24 protein-coding genes are annotated in these 24,121 nt (G+C 60.4%); 14 read left to right on the top strand and 10 right to left on the bottom strand.

Annotated features, from left to right (window positions below; all coding sequences use genetic code 11):
- Positions 1-11 precede the first annotated feature (11 nt).
- From LOY35_RS22915 to yaaA, 6 genes are all read right to left on the bottom strand, one after another.
- A complete protein-coding gene (locus tag LOY35_RS22915) occupies positions 12-1,496 on the bottom strand; it encodes an alginate export family protein (protein ID WP_309475915.1) in 1,485 nt (494 codons plus the stop codon).
- A gap of 5 nt (positions 1,497-1,501) precedes the next feature.
- On the bottom strand, positions 1,502-3,010 hold the full coding sequence (gene algK / locus LOY35_RS22910; RefSeq protein ID WP_309475889.1) for an alginate biosynthesis TPR repeat lipoprotein AlgK: 1,509 nt from the start codon (positions 3,008-3,010) through the stop codon (positions 1,502-1,504).
- Positions 3,011-3,019: 9 nt separating this feature from the next.
- Entirely contained in the window at positions 3,020-4,189 is a 1,170-nt protein-coding gene (locus tag LOY35_RS22905) for an alginate biosynthesis protein Alg44 (RefSeq protein ID WP_258627538.1), read from the bottom strand.
- A gap of 35 nt (positions 4,190-4,224) precedes the next feature.
- On the bottom strand, positions 4,225-5,706 hold the full coding sequence (gene alg8 / locus LOY35_RS22900; RefSeq protein ID WP_408981168.1) for a mannuronan synthase: 1,482 nt from the start codon (positions 5,704-5,706) through the stop codon (positions 4,225-4,227).
- A gap of 93 nt (positions 5,707-5,799) precedes the next feature.
- Positions 5,800-7,116, bottom strand: coding sequence for a nucleotide sugar dehydrogenase (locus LOY35_RS22895; RefSeq protein ID WP_258627532.1), 1,317 nt, complete (start codon positions 7,114-7,116; stop codon positions 5,800-5,802).
- A gap of 806 nt (positions 7,117-7,922) precedes the next feature.
- Entirely contained in the window at positions 7,923-8,702 is a 780-nt protein-coding gene (yaaA, locus tag LOY35_RS22890) for a peroxide stress protein YaaA (protein ID WP_258627530.1), read from the bottom strand.
- A gap of 201 nt (positions 8,703-8,903) precedes the next feature.
- Between yaaA and LOY35_RS22885 the strand changes: the two genes are divergently transcribed.
- The 6 genes from LOY35_RS22885 (at position 8,904) to moaE (ending at position 13,124) form a co-directional block, all read left to right on the top strand.
- The gene (locus LOY35_RS22885; RefSeq protein ID WP_258627528.1) at positions 8,904-10,028 is read left to right on the top strand and encodes a polysaccharide deacetylase family protein; all 1,125 of its coding nucleotides are present in this window, start codon (positions 8,904-8,906) and stop codon (positions 10,026-10,028) included.
- Between the two features lie 43 nt (positions 10,029-10,071).
- The gene (locus tag LOY35_RS22880) at positions 10,072-10,278 is read left to right on the top strand and encodes a hypothetical protein (RefSeq protein ID WP_258627523.1); all 207 of its coding nucleotides are present in this window, start codon (positions 10,072-10,074) and stop codon (positions 10,276-10,278) included.
- Between the two features lie 86 nt (positions 10,279-10,364).
- Positions 10,365-11,759 (top strand): PhoH family protein, encoded by a 1,395-nt coding sequence (locus LOY35_RS22875; RefSeq protein ID WP_258627517.1) that lies wholly within the window; start codon positions 10,365-10,367, stop codon positions 11,757-11,759.
- Positions 11,760-11,955: 196 nt separating this feature from the next.
- The gene (moaC, locus tag LOY35_RS22870; RefSeq protein WP_144927791.1) at positions 11,956-12,429 is read left to right on the top strand and encodes a cyclic pyranopterin monophosphate synthase MoaC; all 474 of its coding nucleotides are present in this window, start codon (positions 11,956-11,958) and stop codon (positions 12,427-12,429) included.
- A complete protein-coding gene (moaD, locus tag LOY35_RS22865; RefSeq protein ID WP_258627514.1) occupies positions 12,426-12,668 on the top strand; it encodes a molybdopterin converting factor subunit 1 in 243 nt (80 codons plus the stop codon). Before moaC ends, moaD begins: the two co-directional genes overlap by 4 nt.
- A gap of 3 nt (positions 12,669-12,671) precedes the next feature.
- Entirely contained in the window at positions 12,672-13,124 is a 453-nt protein-coding gene (gene moaE / locus LOY35_RS22860; protein ID WP_258627512.1) for a molybdopterin synthase catalytic subunit MoaE, read from the top strand.
- Between the two features lie 175 nt (positions 13,125-13,299).
- On the opposite strand, the gene rhlB is transcribed toward moaE, so the two are convergent.
- Both rhlB and LOY35_RS22850 read right to left on the bottom strand, forming a co-directional pair.
- Positions 13,300-14,766: an ATP-dependent RNA helicase RhlB gene (gene rhlB, locus LOY35_RS22855; RefSeq protein WP_258627508.1), complete on the bottom strand. Its 1,467-nt coding sequence runs from the start codon at positions 14,764-14,766 to the stop codon at positions 13,300-13,302.
- 89 nt (positions 14,767-14,855) lie between these two features.
- Positions 14,856-15,512, bottom strand: a complete 657-nt coding sequence (locus tag LOY35_RS22850; protein ID WP_258627506.1) for an alpha/beta hydrolase — start codon at positions 15,510-15,512, stop codon at positions 14,856-14,858.
- Positions 15,513-15,986: 474 nt separating this feature from the next.
- Between LOY35_RS22850 and LOY35_RS22845 the strand changes: the two genes are divergently transcribed.
- From LOY35_RS22845 to LOY35_RS22830, 4 genes are all read left to right on the top strand, one after another.
- Positions 15,987-17,018, top strand: coding sequence for an amino acid ABC transporter substrate-binding protein (locus LOY35_RS22845; protein WP_258627504.1), 1,032 nt, complete (start codon positions 15,987-15,989; stop codon positions 17,016-17,018).
- Positions 17,019-17,083: 65 nt separating this feature from the next.
- Positions 17,084-18,265, top strand: a complete 1,182-nt coding sequence (locus LOY35_RS22840) for an amino acid ABC transporter permease (protein ID WP_258627501.1) — start codon at positions 17,084-17,086, stop codon at positions 18,263-18,265.
- Positions 18,266-18,275: 10 nt separating this feature from the next.
- Positions 18,276-19,373 (top strand): amino acid ABC transporter permease, encoded by a 1,098-nt coding sequence (locus tag LOY35_RS22835; RefSeq protein ID WP_258627500.1) that lies wholly within the window; start codon positions 18,276-18,278, stop codon positions 19,371-19,373.
- Positions 19,374-19,383: 10 nt separating this feature from the next.
- Positions 19,384-20,148, top strand: a complete 765-nt coding sequence (locus LOY35_RS22830) for an amino acid ABC transporter ATP-binding protein (protein WP_003178331.1) — start codon at positions 19,384-19,386, stop codon at positions 20,146-20,148.
- A gap of 63 nt (positions 20,149-20,211) precedes the next feature.
- Here LOY35_RS22830 and LOY35_RS22825 read toward each other — a convergent pair whose 3' ends face one another.
- Together LOY35_RS22825 and LOY35_RS22820 are read right to left on the bottom strand one after the other, a co-directional pair.
- Positions 20,212-20,694, bottom strand: a complete 483-nt coding sequence (locus tag LOY35_RS22825) for a type II TA system antitoxin MqsA family protein (protein WP_258627499.1) — start codon at positions 20,692-20,694, stop codon at positions 20,212-20,214.
- Complete coding sequence (locus LOY35_RS22820) at positions 20,691-21,002, bottom strand: type II toxin-antitoxin system MqsR family toxin (protein WP_258627498.1); 312 nt, start codon at positions 21,000-21,002, stop codon at positions 20,691-20,693. The genes LOY35_RS22825 and LOY35_RS22820 overlap by 4 nt, the downstream gene beginning before the upstream one ends.
- Before the next feature lie 168 nt (positions 21,003-21,170).
- On the opposite strand from LOY35_RS22820, the gene LOY35_RS22815 reads away from it, so the two are divergent.
- The 4 genes from LOY35_RS22815 to LOY35_RS22800 all read left to right on the top strand — a co-directional run bounded on the left by LOY35_RS22815 (position 21,171) and on the right by LOY35_RS22800 (position 24,072).
- Positions 21,171-21,830 (top strand): FadR/GntR family transcriptional regulator, encoded by a 660-nt coding sequence (locus LOY35_RS22815; protein WP_258627497.1) that lies wholly within the window; start codon positions 21,171-21,173, stop codon positions 21,828-21,830.
- A complete protein-coding gene (locus LOY35_RS22810; protein WP_408981167.1) occupies positions 21,820-23,148 on the top strand; it encodes a CynX/NimT family MFS transporter in 1,329 nt (442 codons plus the stop codon). The genes LOY35_RS22815 and LOY35_RS22810 overlap by 11 nt, the downstream gene beginning before the upstream one ends.
- Before the next feature lie 88 nt (positions 23,149-23,236).
- Complete coding sequence (locus LOY35_RS22805) at positions 23,237-23,707, top strand: nuclear transport factor 2 family protein (protein WP_258627495.1); 471 nt, start codon at positions 23,237-23,239, stop codon at positions 23,705-23,707.
- 41 nt (positions 23,708-23,748) lie between these two features.
- The gene (locus tag LOY35_RS22800) at positions 23,749-24,072 is read left to right on the top strand and encodes a GIY-YIG nuclease family protein (protein ID WP_258627494.1); all 324 of its coding nucleotides are present in this window, start codon (positions 23,749-23,751) and stop codon (positions 24,070-24,072) included.
- Positions 24,073-24,121 lie beyond the last annotated feature (49 nt).

Below are 24,121 nucleotides of genomic sequence, written 5' to 3'. Positions count from 1 at the left end.
GGCCATTCGCATCAGAAGCGCCAGATCACGTCGACAAAGGCACGGTGCATGTACGAGTCGACGTCTTTGCCGTAGGCATCGCCTGGCTTGAACACGCCGCCACGCAAGCGCACCAGCGCCGAGGGTTCGTCGATGGACTGGCTCAGTGCGGCCGGCAGCAATCCTTGCTTGAAGTACTTGGTGACCACCAGGTCGACCTCCTGGCCCAGGTCCTTGTCGCCGTCACGCAGCGGCAGGGTCGAGGTGGAGAGGATGGCGCCGGTCACGTCGTCGGTGTTGTTCTGCACGGCGTTGATGCCGTTGCTGCCCACTGGCTTGTTGCCGTCCACACGCCAGAACTTGTGGTACACCAGGCTGGCGTCGTATTCGTCGCGCAGTTGCCAGGAACCGAACAGGCTGGCGCTCTGGGTGTTGGCCATCTCGCCACGGAACGCTTCGCCGAAGCGGTGGACCCGCGAGCGGGTGCCGGTGAAGTTCGAGCGGTTGCTCTGCAGGCCGTTCTGCTGGTACTCATCGCTGGCGCGGGCATAGGCCGCACCAACCTGCCATTGCGGATCGAGGCGCAGGCGGATACCCAGGTCAGTGGCCCAGCCGTTCAGGTCTTCGCTGCGCTTGGCTTGCGCGGGACGCGTGCCGTCGGCGTTGAGCGGGTTGACGCTGTCGCTGTCACCGGACATGCCGGTGAGGCTGGCCCAGTAGTTGACGGTGTTAGTGTTGCGCCAGTTGTAGGCGTCGCTGTTGGCTTCCAGGCCGAGCCAGGTCAAGTCGCCGTTCTGGGTCTTGTCCAGGGCGTCGGTGGGTTCGCCCGGGGTCGGATAATCGAGGTTGCCGTTGTCATGGGTGTGATGGGCACGGATACCGGCCCACTGGCCTGGCATCCACTGGTAGGCCACATCGCCATAGACGTGCAGGCGATCCTTGTCCTTGGGCGACAGTTCCTTGAGGTCGGTGCGGTATTCGCTGAAACGTTCGGCGACGCCGACGTTGGCCCGCAGCAAGGTGGTGTCGAAGGTCCAGTTCAGGGCTTCGATGTTGGTGTCGCGCCATTGGCCGTCGTCGTTGCGCAGGCGCTGGCGACCGAACTTCAACTGTTCGCCCGGATAAGGGGTCAGGCCGCTGTAGCCAATCCAGAATTCACGCATGGCCAGGTAGTTTTTCTTGGCTTCGCGGTCGCCGCTGTCTGTCTGCTGGGTGGCGCCATCGGACTGTTGCAGGGTGTCGGTCTCGATGACGTCGGTGGAGGTCACGGCCTGGGCCATGGCGTAGGCGCTCCAGTTGCCGCTTTCGCCATAGACCCATGGACGCAGGTCCAGGCCCACGCCGTTGACGTCGCCACCGCTCTGGGTGCCCAGGTCACGGTCGTCTTCGGATTGGCCGGTGATCTTCACTTCCAGGCCGAAATTCTTGCTTTCGGTCAGGGCCGCCAGGGTCGGGCAGGACCACATCAGTGCGAACGTCAGGCCAATTCCGGCCTGCACGAAAGGATTGAGCTTCAAAGGCTTCATAGTTGTTCCTCGCCGTTATCTTCTTTTAGGGCTTGCAGTTCCAGCGTATCGGGGCTCATGACGCCACGAATGGCCTGCTCTTGTTGTAGCAGGCGTTTGGCTTGTGCAAGCTGCTCCGGCGGTAATTGTGCTTCGAGGGTCTGGGCAAGCTCGATGGCTTGCGGGGTGTTCTGCACCTTGGCCAACTGGCTGAACACATAAGCGTTGACCGGGTTGGGCTTGGTGCCCTTGCCTTGGGAAAACAACTGGGCAATGGCGAAGTCGGCGCTGTTCTGGCCGTTGCGGGCGGCCTTGAGCAGATGGTCCAGGGCCTTTTGCGAGTACACCCGACCCAGGTAGCCACGGCGATAGATCTGGCCAAGGTAGTAATCGGCGGCTACTTCGCGGCCGACGGCTTTCTGGAAGTGTTCCTCGGCGACCTTGGCGTCGGCCGGCACCCATTTGCCTTCGTAGTACAGCTTGCCCAGCAGCAGCTCGGCGCGAGGCTGGTCGGCGGCGCGGCCGTTTTCCAGGTATTGCATCATCTTGTCGACGTCGCCCAGTTCGGGGAAGTCGTAGAGCAGTTGCGCCAGGCTGACCCAGGCAGCGGGGTAGCCAGGGGCGATGCCTTCGAGCAACGACTGGGCAGTCTTTTCGTCGGTCTTGCCCAGGCTGGCATCGGCCAGGACACGGGCGACACTGTCCACGCGCTGGGCGGACACGACGCCACGGGCGTGGCCGGCCTGCATCTGCTTGAGCAATTCGGCCTGCTGTTCCGGCTGGCCACGCTTTTGATAGACCGTGGCCAGTTCGACGTAGCAGATATCGGTGGTGGCCAATGCGGCCTTGCAGACCTTCTCGACTTCGTCCAGATGCTGGTCGTAGGTGCCCTGGGTGCGATAGAGCAGAATCTGCGCCAGGCCCGCTTCCGGGTAGCCGGCGCTGCGCCACTGGCTGATCTGCTGCTGGGCGTTGACGTTCGGAAAGCTGTGGGGATATTGCAGGTACAGCATCGCCAGCGGGATCAGGGTATTGCCTTCACCGTTGGCGAAGGCTTTTTTCAACAGGCCTTCGGCTTCGTGCTTTTCCGCCTCGGTGGAACCCGGCTTGGCCACCAGCAGGCGACCCAGGCGAGCCTGGGCCCGTGGCGAGATATCGGCGGCGGTGCGGTAAGTGGCCTCGGCCTTCTTCATTTGCTCGGGGTCGCGGCTGTCCACCTGGATATCGGCCAGACCGACCTGGGCCTCGCTGTAGCCCAGGTCAGCCAGTTGCTGGTAGTTCTGCTGCGCCAGCGTCGTATCACCACGCTTGAGGGCCTCATTGGCCAGGCGCTGGTCGGGCAGGCCGGCGCAACCGGCCAGGCTGATTGCCAGTGCAATGGCACTGAGGGTGCCCATGTGGGAGCGAGCCTGCTCGCGATGCGGGCCGCTCGATACATCAGACACACCGCGCTGATCCCATCGCGAGCAAGCTCGCTCCCACAGGGAATGCAGCGCGTTGTTGTTTTGTGGAGTCGTCACGGGCATGTCCTCCGCTTACTTACCGACAGCCATGGCTTTTTCGACCAGCCAGTTCAGGTTCGGACCACGGTCGCTGTTGACTTCCACGGGACGACCGGCCAGGGCGCTGTCCAGGGGCTCGTCGGGCTTGATCAGCACGCGGATATCCGACGACAGGTCTTCGCTTTTCAGGCTGGTGCTGCTGATGATCTTGCCGGTGCGGGTGACGTCTTCGCCGGCGACCTGGAAGTTGACCGAGGTGCCTGGACGTACTTCACCGAACTGGCGATAGGAGAAGCGTGCTTCCACGTTGGCTTCGGTGCCGCGCGGAACCAGTTGGAAGATCACGTCGCCCTTGCTGGCGTACTGACCGTTGGCGACCAGCTGCTGGGCCACGATGCAGTCGCAAGGGGAGGTGAGGGTGCCGGTCATCTGCTTGCCGAACAGCTCCTCGACTTTAGCCGGTTGCAGTTGGTTGTCGTCCAGGTGGCCCTTGAGCACGTCGAGCATGCTGGTGCTGAAGGTCGCCAGCGGGGCACCTTTGGCGGCCACGCCGTCAGCCTTGACCAGGCTCTGCACGGTGCCGTCGCGCGGCATGGTGATTGCCATGCCCGGTACGTTCACCAGGCCCGCCTGGGCGTGGCTGACGAAGTACATGCCGTACACCGACTTGAAGATGAACCCGAACGCCGCCAGGCCGACGATGAACACGCCGAGGCTGAAGGTCACGGCCCGCAGGCGACCCAGGGCGCTCATGCCACTGTTTTCATCCTTCTGCCTGCGCGCCTTGGTGAAGTTGTCCCGTTGCAGGGTCGCCAGCACATCGCCGACGCCGACGATGTCGCCGGCCAGGTGCGAGGTGATGATGTGACGCAGTGTCGAGATATCCCGAGGTTCCAGGTTCTGGAACTGGCAACCGGTGCGACCGGTCTGGCGCTCGTGGGAACGAATCTGCAATTCCACATCCATGGCCAGGCCAAGGTTGTCGATGACGAATTGCAAGCGACCCTTGTAGGCCTCACCCACCCTGAGCGGCATCTGGCCGGCGTTGAAGCTCAGGCCGCCGGCGGACAGGTCCAGGACCTTGACTTCCATGGGGGTACGGTCGGGGCCGAAGAAGCGCAACTTGGCCGGGATTTTCACTCGGGCGTGTTGGCGCTGGGCTTCGGATTCATGCACTACGTTGACGTTCACGGCGGTGTTCATAGGGGCGATTTCCTAGTTAATTCAGGCGAGTTCGGTCAGACCATCGTCAACAGCACGGCGACGAAAATGCTGCCGGCAGAGAAGGTCATGGTCCGAGACGACCAGGTGTTGAACCAACGTTGAAAGCTGGCGAGATCACGGGTAAGAGAAGTGGGCTGGCGGGTCCAGGACTGTTGATCGAGGCGGAAGAACACATAGATCTTCACCATCGCGCCGACGATCTGGTTGTAATAGAGAATCGCCGGGTAAGCGGGGCCGATCCGGTGTCCGGAGCACGACAGCAACAGGGTCAGGATCAACCGGGTGATGCCGATCCACAGCAGATAAACCAGAATGAACGCGGTGCCGTACTTGAAGCTGGCGATCAGTGCCACGGTCAGGCCCAGCAGCGAGGTCCACATCGACACGCGCTGGTCGAACAGCACCACTGAGGTAAACAGGCCCAGACGTCTCAAGCCCAGGCCCAGTGCCCGGGAGTTCTGCCGCAGGTTGTTGCCGTACCAGCGGAACATCAGCTTGCGACTGGCCTTGATGAAGCTTTTTTCCGGTGGGTGCTCAACGGTGTTGATCGCCGCATCGGGTACGTAGAAGGTGTCGTAGCCCAGGCGCATCAGGCTGAACCAACTCGACTTGTCATCACCGGTAAGGAACTTGAAGCGACCCAGGCGCCAGTGTTGCAGCGAGTCGCTTTCCACGTCGGCGATGAATTCCGGGTTGGTTACCACGGTGGCGCGGAACACCGACATGCGCCCGGTCATAGTCAACACGCGCTTGGACAGGGCCATGGAGCACATGTTGATGTGACGCTGGGCGAAACGCAGCTTGTGCCATTCGGCCATGACGTAGCCGCCACGCACTTCGCAGAACTCGTTGGTGGTCAGGCCGCCGACGTTGCCGAACAGCTGGAACCACGGCACGGTCTTGCGCACGACGCCTTCGGCGAGCACGGTGTCGCCATCGATCACGGCAACCACGGCCCGGTCGTCCGGCAAGTGGCGGGAGATGGCGCGGAAACCGTAGGCCAGGCCGTCACGCTTGCCGGTGCCCGGGATGCGCACGAAGTCCAGCTTGACCCGCGCGGGCGGGTTCAGGCGGGCCCAGAGGCTCTTGACCAGCAGTTCGTCGGACATCTCCACGATGGAGCAGACCACGGTGGTGGGCAGCCCGCACTCGATGGCCTCGCGGATCACCGAGCCGTAGACCTGGGCAGTGGTCAGCGCGTCGATCCGGAAGCTGGTGACCATCAGGTAGACGTGGGAAGGATCCGCCGCCGCGCCCAGCTTGCGTACCTTGCGGCGCAGGTGCGGGTAGACGATGTACAGGAAGATCATGCCACGCACGAAATGCGTTGCTCCCATGGAGTAACGCCAGATGCCCACGGCGCCGATCAGGAAAATGAAATCCTTGGATTCGGAGTCGAACGTGGACGTGGGCAACGCCATGGCGATACCCATCAATAAACTCAAGTAAAACAGCCAACCGGCGGCCTGAAGCAGGCCGTGCTTTAGCCTGTGCATAATCTTGATTCCCAGAATCAGTTGCAAGCCTCAAGCTGCAAGCCGCAAGAGGGCTTTCAGCTTGAAGCTTGAAGCTCGCAGCTTGGGGCTGCCTTACCAGCAGATGCCTTCGGTCCGGCCATTTGGAGTCGTGGCCTTGGACATGAACCCGACCAGGTCGATGACCTGCTTGCCTTCCGGTACGTTCTCGGTCAGCGCACGGAACTTCTCGTCGCGGTTGCCGAGGATGATGATGTCGGCGTTGTCGATCACCGAGTCGAAGTCGGAGTTGAGCAAGGACGAGACGTGAGGGATCTTCGACTCGATGTAATCCTTGTTCGCCCCGTGGACGCGGGCGTATTCGACGTTGCTGTCGTAGATGCGCAGGTCATAGCCCTTGCCGATCAGCATTTCCGCCAGTTCTACCAGTGGGCTTTCGCGCAGGTCGTCGGTGCCGGCCTTGAAGCTCAGGCCCAGCAGGGCGACTTTGCGTTTGTCATGGCTGGAGACGATGTCGAAGGCGTTCTGCACCTGGGATTCGTTGCTGCGCATCAGCGAGTTGAGCAGCGGTGCTTCCACGTCCAGGGAGCTGGCGCGATAGGTCAGGGCGCGTACGTCCTTGGGCAGGCACGAGCCGCCGAAGGCGAAGCCGGGACGCATGTAGTACTGAGACAGGTTCAAAGCCTTGTCCTGGCAGACCACATCCATCACGACGCGACCGTCGACGCCCACAGCCTTGGCGATGTTGCCGATCTCGTTGGCAAAGGTCACCTTGGTGGCGTGCCAGACGTTGCAGGTGTACTTGATCATCTCGGCGACCGCGATGTCCTTGCGGATGATCGGCGCATCGAGTTCTTCGTACAGCGATTGCAGGACGTCGCCAGAGGCTTTGTCGAATTCGCCGATGACGGTCATCGGTGGTTGGTCGTAGTCCTTGATCGCGGTGCTTTCACGCAGGAACTCAGGGTTGACCGCGACGCCGAAGTCGACACCGGCCTTCTTGCCGGAGCAGTCTTCGAGGATCGGGATGACAACGTTTGCGACAGTGCCTGGCAATACGGTGCTGCGTACCACAATGGTGTGGCGGGTGGTCTTTTCGCGCAGGACAAAACCGATCTCGCGGCAAACGGCCTCGATGTAGTTCAGTTCCAGGTCGCCATTCTTCTTGCTCGGCGTGCCGACGCAAATCATCGACAGGTCCGTATCGCGAATGGCTTCCGCGAAGTTGGTGGTGCCACGCAGGCGACCTGTTTGAATACCTTGCGCCAGCAACTCGCCGAGACCCGGTTCAACAATTGGCGATTTGCCGGCGTTGATCATATCGATCTTGTCTTTGGCGACATCTACGCCAACCACATCATGGCCCCGTGCAGACAGGCAACCGGCACATACTGCACCGACGTAACCCAAACCAAATATGCTAATGCGCATCGCATTTTCCTCTGTTTTCATGCCATTAAATGGCCGGAGTTAATAGTGTTCAGCGGTCATAGTGCACTCGGAAGTGTGGAATGCAGGCGCCACAGTGCCATGTGCAGGCATACTAAGTTCCGAGTGTCTAAATAATTGCACTCAAGTTGTGCGCAATGCGGCCTTCTTGTTATGACCTGCCCTGTTATGCAGCCAGTCCTCGTTATCCAGAACGTTCGTGCAAAGGTCGTTTACTTCTGATTTCTGGCAAAAAGCCCACAAAATCAGAAGCTTGTGTGTTCGGGTGAACACGTTATAGGGGCGCAGCCTTGGCCTTGTAGGGGATAGTGATGGTGCTTATCTCCTGTCCTTTTATCTTGGATCCATAAGGACGACCGTTTCGCTTAGTTGCTGTGACAACTTGGTTACTTCGGTCGACGTCCCTTGTAAGTTATCTCGTACACGTTCAGCGAGAATCGTTACGGGTGGTATGAGCCGTGCATTTGGACATAGTTCCAGTCCGCTCATCGTGATTTCTGAAATTTTTTGAAATATTGGCCGAGATGGCACTGCTCTCATATTGATAGCACTTGTGATTTCGCCCTTTAGTTACGGGGAGTTAAAGGCCTCGATATTTTTTTGCCACTACTGTTGAAAATTTTCTGTGCCACTACGGAAAAAACTGACAATTGTCGAGTGAAAGAAAAGTTAGCGCAGAGGGCTGTTTGAATATTGACGCCAGTAAAGTGGCGAATTAAGCAGGGAAGTGGGATGACCTGTCGGGGTCTGATCGAGGCCCCTGATCAGGGGCCTGGAAGAGTGTTGCGTTATTGTGGGGCGTGGTCGCGCAGGAAAACCAGTTTTTCGGCCGAGGACTGTTCGGCACTGTAACGATAGCCTTGCACATCGAACTGTTTGAGCAAGACCGGATCGTTGATGCGCTCTTGAATGACAAACCGGCTCATCAACCCGCGGGCCTTTTTGGCGTAGAAGCTGATGATCTTGTACTGGCCGTTCTTCAGGTCCTTGAATTCGGTATCGATGATGCGCGCGTTCAAGGCGCTGCGTTTGACCGCCGAGAAGTACTCGTTGGAGGCCAGGTTCAACAGCACGTCATCGCCCTGGTCGGTGAGGGCTTCATTCAGCCATTCGCTGATGCGATTGCCCCAGAACGCATAGAGATCCTTGCCCCGGGCATTGGCCAGTTTCGTGCCCATTTCCAGGCGATAGGGCTGCATCAGGTCCAGCGGTCGCAGCAGGCCATAAAGACCGGAGAGCATGCGCAAATGCCGTTGGGCGTGATCGAAGTCGGCTTCGCTGAAGCTCTGTGCGTCCAGGCCCGTGTACACGTCACCCTTGAAAGCCAACAGGGCCTGCTTGGCATTGGCCGGGGTGAACGCCGGGGTCCAGCTGCCGAATCGCGCAGCATTGAGGCCGCCGATCTTGTCGGAGACGTGCATCAGTTCGCTGATCTGGGCCGGCGAGAACTCACGCAATTGCTCGACCAGTTCCTGGGAATGGTCCAGGTACTGCGGCAGGGTAAAGCGCTCGATGGCCGGCGGTGTTTCGTAATCGAGGGTCTTGGCGGGGGAAATCACCATCAGCATGAATCGTCTCCTTTAAGGGTGCGGCGATTCTAGGGGGTTGGCCGGGTGGACTCCAGCTATTGGGGTGATAGGTGATCGGTGGTGTGAACGAAATATTCAAAGCCCCTCGCCACAAAAGCCCTGTTCGAGCAATGAGATAAGCGGGCGTCGTTCTTGGATCAGCTATGATGCCGCGCGGGTTTCGTTATGGAGATATCCCTTTTGCGCATCGTGCTTCTGTTATCGGCCTGGCTCTTGAGCCTCAATGCCCTTGCCGCGCCCAACGACATCGCCACCCTGGACCGCAGTACCTGGCCGGAACAACTCACCAGCCCGACTCTGTTCGACGTCGCTTCGCGGGCCGAGATCCTGATGTTCGCCCGGGTGTTGCTGGATACCGATGCCATGGACGAAATCGCCCTCAAGCAGTACCTGGGGCTGCGCTCGGTGAACATGGCGGCGATCTCCGCCCTGCGTGCCCGGTTGTGGCAGCGGTTGCTGGCCAGCTACAACTTCGCCCAGCGAAGTTGTGATCAGGACGCGTCCTTCTGTTACCTGGTGGAGAACATGGCGACCTTGCGTGAGGAGGCACGCAGGTTTCATCTCGACGAGAACTCGTTCTACTTCAAATGGGCCGGACCGAGCCAGATTTTTCATGCCCAGTACCGGGATGAGTTGTTGCGAAAAGCCGCGCTTTTTCCGCAAGCAAGCAACGAAATAGCACGTTTCGGTGAATACGAACGCAACGGCGAGGACATGCCTGATCGGCTGTTTTTGCTGACCTTCGACAGTGGTGCCAATGTTGCGCCGGACAACACTCCGTGGCTGACGGATTACTTGCGCAAGGCGAACATGAACGGCACTTTCTTTGTGTTGGGCAAGGACATCCAGGCGCGGCTGGTGGAGGCGTCCGTCAACGATCTCCAGTCGCTGTATTCAGCACAGTGCGTGGGGATCCAGGGCTGGGAGTTCCGCTCCCATAGCTATTGGCAGGACTGGCAGGACTCGATACGGCGCAGCGTCGACCTGGTCAAGGGCAAGCTGCCGGAGAATTATGTGCCGCTGTTCCGCCCGCCCCAGGGCCAGCGGCGTGGCGATGCCGAAGCATTTTTCAGGCAGCAGGGCTTGCAAGTAGCGTTGTGGGATATCGATCCCCAGGACGGCACCAACCGGCTCAAGCCCGAGCAGAGCGCCCAGCGCGCGCTGACCTTGATGCTGCTGTGGCGCCACGGGGTGATCAACTTCAACGCCAAGCAGGATGCGGTGAAGACGGCAATGCCCTGGCTCATTACGCAAACGGCGCAAAGCGGGATCGGTTGGGAAGATTGTCAGGAGGCGTTTCGCTGAAACCGCGCAAGGCCCGGAAACATTGGGGGAGAGGAAAAAGACGGTGCGCATTCATAACGACCGGACTTCCGACTTTAACGGCGTAGCGGCGGTACGCCAAGGGCTTTTCGTCACTCTGAAAAATAAACTTCAAAAAAGCGTCAAAGTGCTTTTTCCCGTCATGGTTTTTGGAGTATCAAGAAGTCAGACCGCCGAAACCTGCAACACAGGTGGCGTCTTCCAAGACCCCGTTTGTGTGCAGTTCACCTGAATCCTCGCGGGTGAATCCGGTGGCTACCTCGAGGCGCAGCACTGTCATGGTATTGCGTCGAATGGCCCCCACAAAGGTGACCGAGTATGGATGACCACGGACGTAGCCCTTCCTCCAACCAGCCAATCCTCTATGTACTCGATACCAACGTATTGATCCACGATCCAAACGCACTGCTGAATTTCGAAGAACACCACGTTGCCATCCCGATGACCGTGCTCGAGGAGCTGGACAAGCTCAAGAGCGGCCATCACAGCGTCGCGGCCGAATGCCGGCAGGCGATTCGTCTGATCGACAAGACCCTTGGCGATGCTTCACCCGAAGACGTCGAGCTGGGTGTGCCGATCCAGCGTGGCAAAGGCGGCCCCAAGGGCCTGCTCTCGATCCTGATGAGCAAGCGCACCGAACCCAACCTGGTACTGCCCGAACACCTGAACGACAACATCATCATCAACCAGTTGATCGACCTGCACGCGCGCAACCAGGATCGCGCCGTGGTGCTGGTGACCAAAGACATCAACATGCGCCTCAAGGCCCGGGCCTGCGGGATTGCGGCGGAGGATTACAGCACCGACCAGTTGGTCGACGACGTCTCGCTGCTGCCCAACGGCTACCACAACATGACCGGCTCCTTCTGGGACCGCGTGAGCAAGGTCGACACCCGCCAGGACCATGGCCGCACCTGGCACCAGGTGCAACTGATCGACAACCTGCCAGCGGTGCACATCAACGAGTTCATCATCGACGAACAGGGCTTCGTCGGCTGGATCAAGGAGATCGAGGACGACAAGCTGCTGATTCTCGACCTGCACCAGGAGCCCTTGCTGCATCAGGAGGCCTGGGGCCTCAAGCCCCGTGACATCTACCAGAGCCTGGCCCTGTTCGCCTTGCTCGACCCCGATATCCATCTGGTCAACCTGTCCGGCGCCGCCGGTTCCGGCAAGACCATCCTGGCCCTGGCCGCCGCCATCGAACAGACCATGGTCAGCAAGCGTTACCGGCGCATCATCGCCACCCGCAGCGTGCAGGGCCTGGACCAGGAGATCGGCTTCCTGCCCGGCACCGAAGCGGAAAAAATGGAGCCCTGGCTGGGGGCCATTACCGACAACCTCGAAGCCTTGCACATGGATGACGAAAGCACCCATGGCAGCGTCGACTACATCCTCAGCAAGGTGCCGTTGCAGTTCAAATCCCTCAACTACATCCGGGGGCGCAGCTTCCAGCAGAGCCTGATCCTGATCGACGAATGCCAGAACCTCACCCCGCACCAGATGAAAACCATCATCACCCGTGCCGGCGCCGGTTCCAAAGTGGTGTGCCTGGGTAACCTGGCGCAGATCGACACCCCTTACCTGTCCGCGACCAGTTCCGGGCTGACCTACCTGACCGAACGCTTCAAGGACTTCCCCAACGGGGTCCACATCACCCTGCAGGGCGTACCGCGCTCGATCCTGGCCGAATACGCCGAATCTCATCTGTAACCCTCGATGCAACCGGGCGGCCTTGCGGTCGCCCGGTTCCCGAACACGACAAATACCTCCTGTGGGCAAGCCTAGCTCCCACAGCAGCTCTGCTCCAGCGAGCCGGCTCTCATAGAGAAGGGCGGGTGCGACAATCAGGCGTGCCCGAATCTGACTCACGGGTTTACAATCGACACTCCTGATCAGGAGTAACCCTGTGCTGACCCATCTCGATTCCCAAGGTCGCGCCAACATGGTCGACGTGACCGACAAGGCCGTGACGTTCCGTGAGGCCACCGCCGAAGCTTTTGTGCGTATGTTGCCCGCCACGCTGCAGATGATCGTCAGCGGCGGTCACCCCAAGGGTGACGTGTTCGCCGTCGCGCGCATCGCCGGTATCCAGGCGGCGAAAAAAACCAGCGATCTGATTCCGCTCTGTCATCCGCTGATGCTCACCAGCGTCAAGGTCGAGCTCAATGCTGAGGGAGAGGACCGGGTACGCATCGTTGCCCGCTGCAAACTCTCGGGGCAGACCGGGGTGGAGATGGAAGCTTTGACCGCCGCCAGCGTCGCCGCGCTGACCATCTACGACATGTGCAAGGCCGTGGACCGGGGCATGACCATTGAAGGGGTGCGGGTGTTGGAAAAGCTCGGCGGCAAGAGCGGTCACTTCCAGGCGGACGCATCATGAAAATCAATGTGAAGTTCTTTGCCCGTTATCGCGAGGCCCTGGGTGTGGACGCCCTGAGCGTCGAGGATGATTTCTCCACGGTGGACGACGTTCGCGCGCAGTTGGCGGATCGCCCGGGCTTCGACGTGCTGAGCGAGCAGAATCTGATGTGTGCCCGCAACGAAGAATTGTGCCAGCTCGATGAACCGCTGGCGGATGGCGACGAAGTCGCGTTCTTCCCCACGGTGACCGGAGGCTGAGTCATGGCGATTCGTGTACAGGTCGGCCCGTTCGACCCGGGCGCCGAAGTCAACGCGATGCACGCGGCCAACGTGGGCGTGGGCGCGGTGGTGAGTTTTGTCGGCTACGTGCGGGACTTCAATGAGGGCCTGGATGTGTCCGGGATGTTCCTGGAGCATTACCCGGGGATGACCGAGAAAGCCCTGGGCAAGATTGCCGTCGAGGCGCAGCAGCGCTGGCCGCTGCTGAAGCTGGAAGTGCTGCACCGCATCGGCGCCCTGGAGCCGGGCGAACCCATCGTCTTCGTCGCTGCCGCCAGTGCCCATCGCCAGGCGGCATTCGACGCCTGCGCCTTTGTCATGGACTACCTCAAGACCCGCGCTCCGTTCTGGAAAAAGGAAAACACCGCCGATGGCCCGCGCTGGGTAGAAGGGCGGGACAGTGATCACGCGGCGGCGGATCGCTGGAAGCAGTAAAGCAACCGGCTGTTTGCGTGTAAGCCGATAGCCCGCCATCGCGAGCAGGCTCGCACACAAGGGGGATGTTGTTCGGCGTCGATCAGCATCTCGTCGGTCGAACCCTATTCAGCAATATCCCGGGCAAAAAAAAGCGCAGCCGTCGAGGCTGCGCTTTCTGAGGGGGGGGCGACTGTCAGGGACGTTTACGTTCGACCGGCCGCAGCAGATGCGTCGGCGGCATTTCGCAACTGATCTTGCGGCCCAGCAGCGCCTCGATGGACGGCAACTGATAGGAGTCGTCCTCGCCGGCGAAGCTGATGGACACGCCCTCGGCGCCCGCCCGACCGGTACGACCGATGCGGTGCACGTAGTCGTCCGGCACTTCCGGCAGGGTGAAGTTGATCACATGGCTGATGCCGTCGATGTGGATGCCGCGACCGGCCACGTCGGTCGCCACCAGCACGCGGATCTTGCCTTCGCGAAAGCCTTCGAGCGTCTTGATGCGCTTGTGCTGGGGCACATCACCTGACAGCTGGGCTGCATTGACGCCGTCGCGCACCAGGCGTTCTTCGATGCGCCGCACTTCGTCCTTGCGGTTGGCGAACACCATGACCCGTTCCCAACCGTTGTCGTTGACCAGGTTGTAGAGCAGCTTGTACTTGTCTGCACCGGCTACGGCATAGATATGCTGTTCGACGTTTTCACTGGCGACGTTCTCGGCTTCGATCTCGACGACGGCCGGGTCGGTGGTCCATTGCCGGGCCAGGTTCATCACGTCCTCGGTGAAGGTGGCGGAGAACAGCAGGGTCTGGCGTTCGCTTTTTGGCGGCGTCTGGCGAATGATCTGGCGCACTTGCGGGATGAAGCCCATGTCGAGCATGCGGTCGGCTTCGTCCAGCACCATGACCTCGACCATGTCCAGGTGCACGTCGCCGCGCTGGTTGAAGTCCAGCAGGCGGCCAGGCGTTGCCACCAGGATGTCGCAATGACGGGCTTCGAGGTGCTTGAGCTGCTTGTCGAAGTCCATTCCGCCGACGAACGTCATGACATTCAGGCCGGTGTATTTGGTCAGGTCGGCGGCGTCCTTGGCGATCTGCACCACCAGCTCGCGGGTCGGCGCGATGATCAGCGCCCTCGGCTCGCCCATGTAACGCTCTTTGGGCGGTGGTGTCTGCAGCAGCTGGGTGATGATGGAGATCAGGAACGCGGCGGTCTTGCCGGTGCCCGTCTGGGCGCGACCGATGGCGTCCTTGCCGGCCAGGGTGTAACCCAGCACCTGGGCCTGGATCGGCGTGCAATACGGGAAACCCAGGTCCTGGATGGCGTGCATCAGTTCCGGGGCGAGCTTGAAATCGTGGAAGCGGGTCTTGCCTTCCTGGGGCTCCACGACGAAGTCCTCGAGCTTCCAGGCGACGACCGGCGGTTTTGGTGCACGTTCGCGGCGCGGCTTGGGGGCTTCATTGCGCGGTTTGTCCGGCGCAGGAGCGGCGGCAGGGGAGCTCACCGGCTCTTTTATCGTCTGCGCAACAGGGGCGGGGTGGCGCGATTGTTGTGGCGCTTCGGTACGGCTCGGGCCTTGGGCAGGGGCACTGGGGCCAGGCGCGAGCTGCTCGGCCTCGCTCTTACCGAACATCTTCTTGAGTGCTTTGAGCACGGTCATCTCATCGATTGGTTAAGGAATGTACGCCGGCCAGTGTAATGCAAGAAACGGGCGCGGCGTAGTGTGTTCGTCAAAGGCTTGGCGGCGATTCAGCGTAACCGTTCGGCCAGCCAGGTACCGATGTCGCGAATCTCCTCGGGTAACACTTCGTGGCCCATTGGGTATTCCTGCCATGTCACGGTGACACCATGCTGCTTTAAATACTCTTTTGCAGTCCGGCCCATGGGGTTGAGCACCACCTCGTCGTATTGCCCGTGCAGCGCCAGGACCGGAATGCGTTGCTGGCTGGCGGATAATTGCAGTTCGTCACCGAATGTCGGCGCATAGGTGGACAGCGCGATCACGCCCCCCAACGGCCCCTGCCACTTCACGAAAGCCGTGTGATAGATCACCGCGCCGCCTTGGGAAAAGCCGGCCAGGAAAATCCGCGAAGCGTCTATTCCGCCGGCTCGCTGGCTTTCGATCAGGTCCATGACCCGTTTGGCCGACACTTCCAGTTGCTGTTCGTCGATGGCCCGCGCCGGGCTCAAGGCACGGATGTCATACCAACTGGGCATGGCGTAGCCGCCGTTGATCGTTACTGGCTGGGTCGGTGCCTGGGGTAGAACGAAACGTGTGGAGTGCAGGCTTTGCTGCAGGATTTCAGCTACCGGCAGGAAGTCGTAACGATCGGCGCCCAGGCCGTGAAGCCAGATAACACACGCATCCGCGGCGTTGTTGGGCTCGAGAATCAGGGGGTCGGTCATGGCTGTGCTCCAAATTTGTGCGGGTGCGCCCAATCAGTGCGTGATAACGGTGCACGCCCGGTGCCTCAGTTAATTAGATGTCGCAAAATTACAACTTTTTGTCTTGACGTAATTCTCAAGGGCCCATCGCGGCGGTCTGGTACGGGCTTTGCTATGAGGATACCCGAGTGATGAATCTCACGCTGCGCGGTAACACTATCAGCTCGACGCGACGCATGGGATATCGGAAATCCGGTGATGGATGTTCGCCAATAGCCGCTACGGGCTTCGCGAACGTGAAGGGCTACAGCCCGTTCGGCCGATTGGTGAGAAGTGGGTATGGCCGCCGATAGTGCACCGTCCTCATTAATAGACTCATAGCGAAGGTCCAAACGTCGGTTGACCCTAAAAAAAGCCAACAAGGGTCGGCAATGCCCCAAAAGGGTGCGACAGGACTCAAGCTCCGACACAACAAGAGCAAAACTGGAGGTTTGAATGAAGTTACTGAAATCCACCCTGGCTGTCGTGACTGCAGCAGCTGTCCTCGGCGTCAGCGGGTTCGCGCAGGCGGGTGCCACCCTGGACGCAGTGCAGAAGAAAGGTTTTGTACAGTGCGGCGTAAGTGATGGCTTGCCGGGTTTCTCGGTGCCTGATTCGACCGGCAAGATCGTCGGTATCGATGCTGACGTCTGCCGTGCCGTTGCCGCTGCGGTATTTGGCGATGCGTCCAAGGTCAAGTTCAGCCAGTTGAACGCCAAGGAGCGCTTCACCGCGCTGCAGTCCGGCGAAATCGATGTGCTCTCGCGCAACACCACCATGACCAGTTCCCGTGATGCGGGCATGGGCTTGAAGTTTCCGGGCTTCATCACCTACTACGACGGCATCGGTTTCCTGGTAAACAATAAGCTGGGTGTCAAGAGTGCCAAGGAACTGGACGGTGCAACCATCTGCATCCAGGCCGGTACCACCACCGAACTGAACGTTTCCGACTACTTCCGCGCCAACGGCCTGAAGTACACCCCGATCACGTTCGACACCTCCGATGAGAGCGCCAAGTCGCTGGAATCCGGTCGTTGCGACGTACTGACCTCCGACAAATCCCAGCTGTTCGCCCAGCGCAGCAAACTGGCTTCGCCGAAAGACTTCGTGGTTCTGCCGGAAACCATTTCCAAGGAACCACTGGGCCCGGTCGTTCGCAATGGCGACGATGAGTGGCTGGCGATCGTGCGTTGGACTGGCTACGCAATGCTCAACGCTGAAGAAGCCGGCGTGACCTCGAAGAACGTCGAGGCCGAAGCCAAGTCCACCAAGAACCCGGATGTCGCTCGTATGCTCGGCGCTGACGGTGAATACGGCAAGGACCTGAAACTGCCGAAAGACTGGGTCGTGCAGATCGTCAAGCAAGTCGGCAACTACGGCGAAATGTTCGAGCGCAACCTCGGCAAGGGCACCCCGCTGGAAATCGACCGCGGCCTGAATGCGCTGTGGAACGCTGGCGGCATCCAATACGCACCACCAGTGCGCTGATGGTTCTGTCACCCGGTGGGCCAACCACCGGGTGATGTTCTGTTCCATTCTTTGCGGGGCACTTCATGCAAAATTCAATCGGCGCACCAAAGCAGAGGCTCGGCCTCAGCGATCCAAAAGTGCGTGCGTGGGTATTTCAGATCGTCACCGTCGTGGCGGTTATCGCGCTGGGCTGGTTTCTGTTCGACAACACACAGACCAACCTCCAGCACCGGGGCATCACGTCCGGTTTCGACTTCCTGGAACGCAGTGCCGGGTTCGGCATCGCTCAACACCTGATCGACTACACCGAAGCGGACAGCTATGCCCGTGTGTTTGTCATCGGTTTGCTCAACACGTTGCTGGTGACCTTCATCGGGGTGATCCTGGCGACGATCCTCGGCTTCATCATCGGTGTCGCACGCTTGTCGCAGAACTGGATCATCTCCAAGCTGGCGACCGTTTACGTGGAGGTTTTCCGTAACATCCCGCCGCTGCTGCAGATCCTGTTCTGGTACTTCGCCGTCTTCCTGACCATGCCAGGGCCGCGGGCCGCCTATAACTTCAGCGACACTTTCTATGTCAGCAGCCGGGGCCTGAACATGCCGGCCGCGCAGATTGCCGACGGGTTCTGGCCGTTCGTGGTCAGTGTGGTTCTGGCAGTCGTTGCTACCGTGCTGATGACCCGCTGGGCGAACAAGCGTTTCGAAGCAACTGGCGAGCCGTTTCACAAGTTCTGGCTGGGCCTGGCGCTGCTCCTGGCGATCCCGGCATTGTGCGTCTTGTTTTTCGATTCGCCGGTGCGTTGGGAAATGCCAAAACTGGCCGGGTTCAACTTCGTCGGTGGCTGGGTATTGATCCCGGAGTTTCTGGCGTTGACCCTGGCCTTGACCGTGTACACGGCAGCGTTCATCGCCGAGATCGTGCGCTCGGGCATCAAGTCGGTCAGCCACGGCCAGACCGAGGCGGCCCGCTCCCTGGGTCTGCGCAACGGTCCGACCCTGCGCAAGGTGATCATTCCGCAGGCTCTGCGCGTAATCATTCCGCCGCTGACCAGCCAATACCTGAACCTGGCGAAAAACTCCTCCCTGGCGGCCGGTATCGGTTATCCGGAGATGGTGTCGCTGTTCGCCGGCACGGTGTTGAACCAGACCGGTCAGGCCATCGAGGTGATCGCGATCACCATGAGTGTGTACCTGGCAATCAGTATCAGCATTTCCTTGCTGATGAACTGGTACAACAAGCGCATAGCGCTGATCGAGCGGTGAGGAAACGCGCATGACATCCCATACTTTCAAACCCGACATGCCCCCGCCGGGCAGCAGCATCGGCGTGGTGGCGTGGATACGCGCCAACATGTTCTCCAGCTGGATCAACACGCTGCTGACCCTGTTTGCGTTCTACCTGATCTACCTGATTATCCCGCCGCTGCTGCACTGGACGATCCTGGATGCGAACTGGGTGGGTACTACCCGCGCCGACTGCACCAAGGAAGGCGCCTGCTGGGTGTTCATCCAGCAACGTTTCGGTCAGTTCATGTACGGCTACTACCCGACAGACCTGCGCTGGCGCGTAGACCTGACCGTGTGGCTGGCAGTGCTCGGCGCGGCGCCGCTGTTCATCTCGCGCTTCCCGCGCAAGGCGATCTACGGTCTGGGCTTTCTCGTTCTGTACCCGATCATTGCCTACATCCTGCTGCACGGCGGCGTCTTCGGCCTGAAAAACGTAGCGACCAGTCAATGGGGCGGCCTGATGCTGACCCTGGTGATCGCCACCGTCGGTATCGCCGGCGCGCTGCCGCTGGGTATCGTGCTGGCCCTGGGCCGGCGGTCGGACATGCCGGCGATCCGCGTGGTCTGCGTGACTTTCATCGAGTTCTGGCGTGGCGTGCCGTTGATCACGGTACTGTTCATGTCGTCGGTGATGCTGCCGCTGTTCCTGCCTGAAGGCATGAACTTCGACAAGCTGCTGCGGGCGCTGATCGGGGTCATCCTGTTCCAGTCGGCCTATGTGGCCGAAGTGGTGCGCGGCGGCCTGCAAGCGATTCCAAAGGGGCAATACGAAGCGGCTGCGGCGATGGGCCTGGGCTACTGGCGCAGCATGGGCCTGGTGATTCTGCCGCAAGCCCTGAAGCTGGTGATCCCCGGTATCGTCAACACCTTCATTGCGTTGTTCAAGGACACGAGCCTGGTGATCATCATCGGCCTGTTCGACCTGCTCAACAGCGTGAAACAAGCTGCCGCCGACCCGAAATGGCTGGGCATGGCCACCGAAGGCTATGTGTTCGCCGCCCTGGTGTTCTGGATTTTCTGTTTTGGTATGTCGCGCTATTCCATGTACCTGGAACGCAAGCTCGACACAGGCCACAAGCGTTAGGAGTTTTGTAATGAGCGAAGCAATCAAACAGCCTGTGAGCCCTGAAGGCATTATTCAGATGCAGGGCGTCAACAAGTGGTACGGCCAGTTCCACGTGTTGAAAGACATCAATCTGAACGTCAAGCAGGGCGAGCGTATCGTACTGTGCGGCCCGTCGGGCTCCGGCAAGTCCACCACCATCCGTTGCCTCAACCGATTGGAAGAGCACCAGCAAGGCCGCATCGTGGTCGATGGCGTGGAACTGACCAACGACCTCAAGCAGATCGAAGCGATCCGCCGTGAAGTCGGCATGGTGTTCCAGCACTTCAACCTGTTCCCGCACCTGACCATCCTGCAGAACTGCACCCTGGCGCCAATGTGGGTGCGCAAGATGCCCAAGCGCAAGGCCGAGGAAATCGCCATGCACTACCTGGAGCGCGTGCGCATTCCAGAGCAGGCGCACAAGTACCCGGGCCAGCTCTCCGGCGGTCAACAGCAGCGTGTGGCCATCGCTCGCGCCCTGTGCATGAAACCGAAAATCATGCTGTTCGACGAGCCGACCTCCGCGCTCGACCCGGAAATGGTGAAGGAAGTACTCGACACCATGATCGGCCTGGCCGAAGACGGCATGACCATGTTGTGCGTAACCCACGAAATGGGCTTCGCCCGCACCGTGGCCAATCGCGTGATCTTCATGGACAAGGGTGAAATCGTCGAACAGGCGGCGCCGAACGACTTCTTCGACAACCCGCAGAACGACCGCACCAAGCTGTTCCTGAGCCAGATCCTGCATTGATCGACGCCAGGTAATGAAATGAACCCGGACTGTGCTCCGGGTTTATTTTTTGTGTGGCGATACTCAGGAGTCCGTGAGGATTTCATGCTCCTTGTGCACAGTGGTCTTGAATTGCCGCAAGTCGGCGCCTTCCGCCAGGGTTCGTGCATCTGCGAGCAAATGGGGATAGAGGTCAAGCAGGCGCATCAGCAGCATCAATGGTTTTGGCGGCAATACCTCGCCGCGCTCGTAGCGGGACATCGCGTTATGCCCTCCGCCTGACAAAAGCGATACGGCGTCCTTCTGCGACAGATGCAGCTTGCGGCGGATGCGTTTCATTTCCTCTCCGATCATCTGCCTGGCGGCGTTGACCAGTGCATCCCCCGCCTTTGCATGGCGCTCCGCGCAGTCGGCATCGAGCTCGACTTCCCCGCACATCCGGCATTCCCAACCCGACAGGTCATCGACCCGGCGCTCCAGTCCCTTGACGCTCAAGGTTTCGCCGCGACCTTCGAAATGCAACATGCCCTCCGGGGCACCACAGCTGAAACATTGCTGGGTTGTCATACGTTTTTCTCCTTGAAGGAGATTACCGGTGGGCCTCCGCTCGGACGGTAGGTCACCTTGATGTAAATCTCCAGACCGTGTGTTTTGGCGTGATAGACGTCGTGCCAGACTCGATGATCGTCATGGGCGGTCATCGATTTATAGAACTGCTTTCGCTGGAGTCCGCAAATGACTTCCTGCATATCCGAGAGCGTAAGGCCGAGCACCCACGCATTGTTTTTTGCGGTGCTGGTAAACGCATTTCCCCTGAGCTGCCTGACATCCGCCTGTATCACCGCCAACGCGTAATGAGGTGTGTTCTTTTCCATAAGAAACCGTGGGCCTCTGCTTCTAGATTTACCCTGAAAGGGTAATTTTGCCAATCGGAAATTTTGCTTTGTTTTCCCCCTCACTGACCGTAGGCGGTTGCTGTCCTACATGAAGCTGACTAACATGTCAGAAAATTCATCCTATGATTGGATGAAAAGGTGCTCTCTATGACAGAAACTTCTCCACTCATCCGTCGATCCTTGGTCGATCAGGCGCTGGATCAGATGCGTCGGCGCATCAGTGATGGCGTATGGCCGGTGGGGCGGCGATTGCCCACCGAGCCGGAACTGGTGGCCGAGCTGGGTATCAGTCGTAATACCGTGCGCGAAGCCATGCGTGTACTGGCATTTTCCGGCCTCATCGAGGTCCGCCAGGGTGACGGCAGTTATGTACGGGCGGTGGTCGATCCACTGGACACCTTCAAGGTGTTGTCCCGCTGTACGCTGGCACAGGCTCGGGAAACCCGGCATATCCTGGAAGTCGAGGCCATCGGCCTGGCGGCGATGCGGCGTACCGACGAAGACCTGCAAGCCTTGCACCAGGCGTTGCAGGCCAGTGGCGCGCATTATCATGGCGATCTGGAGCAGTACATCGCCTGCGACCTGGTGTTCCATCGCCGCTTGGTAGACGCCGCGCACAACCCGGCGCTCAGTGAGTTGTATCGCTACTTTTCCAGCGTGATCGCTGCGCAACTGCGCCAAAGCCTCAACATTGCCCCGCGTCATCAACACGTATTCGACCTGCACGCCGAAATCCTCGAAGCCGTCGAACAGCAAGATCCGCAGCGGGCCAAGGCCCTTTGTCGACAGTTGATCAATGAACCCTGAGTCCGAGTTTTCCATGTCCCGTGATCTGCTTGACCCTACCGCCTCGAAGACGCCCAAGCGCGGCGCCGAGCTCGAAGAATTGTTGATCGACGCCGAGGCCGACGACGAACAGGCCCAGCAGGCTCATCCGCTGCTGCGCCGGCCCTGGCTGTTGCTGCTGGGGTTGATCCTGGTCGCATTGAACCTGCGTCCGGCGCTGTCGAGCATGGCGCCGTTGCTCAGCGAGGTTTCGAAAAGCCTCGGCCTGTCGGCCGCCCAGGCCGGTTTGCTGACCACGCTGCCGGTGCTGTGTCTTGGCCTGTTCGCGCCACTGGCGCCGGTGCTGGCTCGGCGTTTTGGCGCCGAGCGCGTGGTGCTGGGAATCTTGCTGACGCTTGCCGGCGGGATTGTGCTGCGCAGTTCGTTCGGCCAGGTTGGCCTGTTTGCCGGCAGCATCCTGGCCGGTGCGAGCATCGGTGTGATCGGGGTGCTGTTGCCGGGCATCGTCAAGCGTGACTTCGCCCGGCAGGCCGGTACCATGACCGGGGTCTACACCATGGCGTTGTGCCTGGGCGCGGCAATGGCCGCCGGGGCAACGGTGCCATTGAGCGAACAACTGAACCATAGCTGGGCCCTGGGGCTCGGGTTCTGGGCGATTCCGGCATTGCTGGCGGTCGTGTTCTGGCTGCCGCAAACCGGTCAGAAACATGGCGGCCACCAGGCGGCGTATCGGGTTCGCGGGTTGTTGCGCGATCCACTGGCCTGGCAGGTGACGCTATATATGGGGCTGCAATCGTCCCTGGCCTACATCGTGTTCGGCTGGCTGCCATCGATCCTTATCGGTCGTGGCCTGACCCCGACCCAGGCCGGCCTGGTGTTGTCGGGTTCGGTCATCGTGCAGTTGATCAGCTCCCTGGCGGCGCCCTGGCTGGCGACCCGCGGCAGGGATCAGCGCCCGGCCATCGTGATTGTCATGGTCATGACTCTCGGCGGGCTGTTCGGCTGCCTCTACGCGCCTCTCGACGGTTTGTGGGGCTGGGCGATTCTGCTGGGGCTGGGGCAGGGGGCGACGTTCAGCCTGGCGCTGACGCTGATCGTACTGCGTTCGCGAGACGCCCATGTGGCCGCGAACCTCTCCAGCATGGCCCAGGGCTTCGGTTATACCCTGGCGTCCCTGGGGCCGTTCGCAGTGGGCGTGGTGCATGACTGGACCGGTGGATGGCAAGCCCTGGGCTGGATTTTCGGCTTGGTCGGCCTGGGCGCGATCATCGCCGGGATCGGCGCGGGGCGGGCGTTGTACGTCGGCGTCAGCAGCGAGAAAATCACCGATCTTCGCTGATGTTATTTTCATGGCGAATGACGATAGTGTTCTCGCCAGTGGCAGATTATTGTGGCGAGTCTACTGAAATGTTTTTCGGAGTTCGTCCATGAGTGATGCCCATACCGCCCTGATCAACCGGTTCTATCAGGCCTTCCAGCGCCTGGATGCCGACGCCATGAGCGCCTGCTATACCGACGACGTGGTCTTCAGCGACCCGGCGTTCGGCGAGCTGCGCGGGCGTGATGCCGGTGATATGTGGCGCATGCTCACCACCCGCGCCAAGGACTTTTCCCTGACCTTCGATAACGTGCGCAGCGATGAGCGTTCCGGGGGCGCGCATTGGGTGGCGACTTACCTGTTCAGCCAGACCGGTAATGTCGTGGTCAATGACATCCAGGCGCGCTTCGTGTTTCGCGATGGCAAGATCTGCGAGCATCATGACAGCTTCGATCTGTGGCGCTGGTCCCGTCAGGCCTTGGGTGCCAAGGGCCTGCTGCTGGGCTGGACGCCGCTGGTGCGCAACGCGGTCAGGGCCCAGGCCCTCAAAGGGCTTCGGGCGTTCCAGGCCAGTCGCTGATAAGATCGCGACCTACTTCCTACGCGTCTGTTGAACATTTCGTGACGACTGCCAACAACACTTCCGACCTGCCTGTGGAGGCCACGGCCGAACCGGGCAAGCCCTGGTTCGTCTACCTGGTGCGGGCCGCCAACGGCGCGTTGTACTGTGGCATCAGCGACGATCCGGTGCGCCGTTTCGCCAAGCACCAGAGCGGCAAGGGCGCACGTTTCTTTCTCTCCAGCCCGGCGGTGGCACTGGTCTATACCGAAGCCTGCCGTGACAAGGGCGAAGCCCTGCGCCAGGAGCGGCTGATCAAAAAGCTGCGCAAAAGCGCCAAGGAATGCCTGGTGGCGAGTGTGGCGCCGCATCATCCATCTCACTGATGAGCCCTCATCAGGTGGGTAGGCTGTGTGGCCGTGGCACGCTAAGCTT

It is taken from the genome of Pseudomonas sp. B21-028 (assembly GCF_024749045.1).
Classification (GTDB): domain Bacteria; phylum Pseudomonadota; class Gammaproteobacteria; order Pseudomonadales; family Pseudomonadaceae; genus Aquipseudomonas.
This window is presented reverse-complemented; position numbering and strand designations above follow the sequence as displayed.

Coding starts and splice junctions, on each gene's coding strand:
- algK (WP_309475889.1), bottom strand. CDS start 3,010: ATGCCCGTGACGACTCCACAAAACAACAACGCGCTGCATTCCCTGTGG.
- LOY35_RS22905 (WP_258627538.1), bottom strand. CDS start 4,189: ATGAACACCGCCGTGAACGTCAACGTAGTGCATGAATCCGAAGCCCAG.
- alg8 (WP_408981168.1), bottom strand. CDS start 5,706: ATGCACAGGCTAAAGCACGGCCTGCTTCAGGCCGCCGGTTGGCTGTTT.
- LOY35_RS22895 (WP_258627532.1), bottom strand. CDS start 7,116: ATGCGCATTAGCATATTTGGTTTGGGTTACGTCGGTGCAGTATGTGCC.
- yaaA (WP_258627530.1), bottom strand. CDS start 8,702: ATGCTGATGGTGATTTCCCCCGCCAAGACCCTCGATTACGAAACACCG.
- LOY35_RS22875 (WP_258627517.1), top strand. CDS start 10,365: ATGGATGACCACGGACGTAGCCCTTCCTCCAACCAGCCAATCCTCTAT.
- moaD (WP_258627514.1), top strand. CDS start 12,426: ATGAAAATCAATGTGAAGTTCTTTGCCCGTTATCGCGAGGCCCTGGGT.
- moaE (WP_258627512.1), top strand. CDS start 12,672: ATGGCGATTCGTGTACAGGTCGGCCCGTTCGACCCGGGCGCCGAAGTC.
- rhlB (WP_258627508.1), bottom strand. CDS start 14,766: ATGACCGTGCTCAAAGCACTCAAGAAGATGTTCGGTAAGAGCGAGGCC.
- LOY35_RS22850 (WP_258627506.1), bottom strand. CDS start 15,512: ATGACCGACCCCCTGATTCTCGAGCCCAACAACGCCGCGGATGCGTGT.
- LOY35_RS22845 (WP_258627504.1), top strand. CDS start 15,987: ATGAAGTTACTGAAATCCACCCTGGCTGTCGTGACTGCAGCAGCTGTC.
- LOY35_RS22840 (WP_258627501.1), top strand. CDS start 17,084: ATGCAAAATTCAATCGGCGCACCAAAGCAGAGGCTCGGCCTCAGCGAT.
- LOY35_RS22835 (WP_258627500.1), top strand. CDS start 18,276: ATGACATCCCATACTTTCAAACCCGACATGCCCCCGCCGGGCAGCAGC.
- LOY35_RS22830 (WP_003178331.1), top strand. CDS start 19,384: ATGAGCGAAGCAATCAAACAGCCTGTGAGCCCTGAAGGCATTATTCAG.
- LOY35_RS22825 (WP_258627499.1), bottom strand. CDS start 20,694: ATGACAACCCAGCAATGTTTCAGCTGTGGTGCCCCGGAGGGCATGTTG.
- LOY35_RS22820 (WP_258627498.1), bottom strand. CDS start 21,002: ATGGAAAAGAACACACCTCATTACGCGTTGGCGGTGATACAGGCGGAT.
- LOY35_RS22815 (WP_258627497.1), top strand. CDS start 21,171: ATGACAGAAACTTCTCCACTCATCCGTCGATCCTTGGTCGATCAGGCG.
- LOY35_RS22810 (WP_408981167.1), top strand. CDS start 21,820: ATGAACCCTGAGTCCGAGTTTTCCATGTCCCGTGATCTGCTTGACCCT.
- LOY35_RS22805 (WP_258627495.1), top strand. CDS start 23,237: ATGAGTGATGCCCATACCGCCCTGATCAACCGGTTCTATCAGGCCTTC.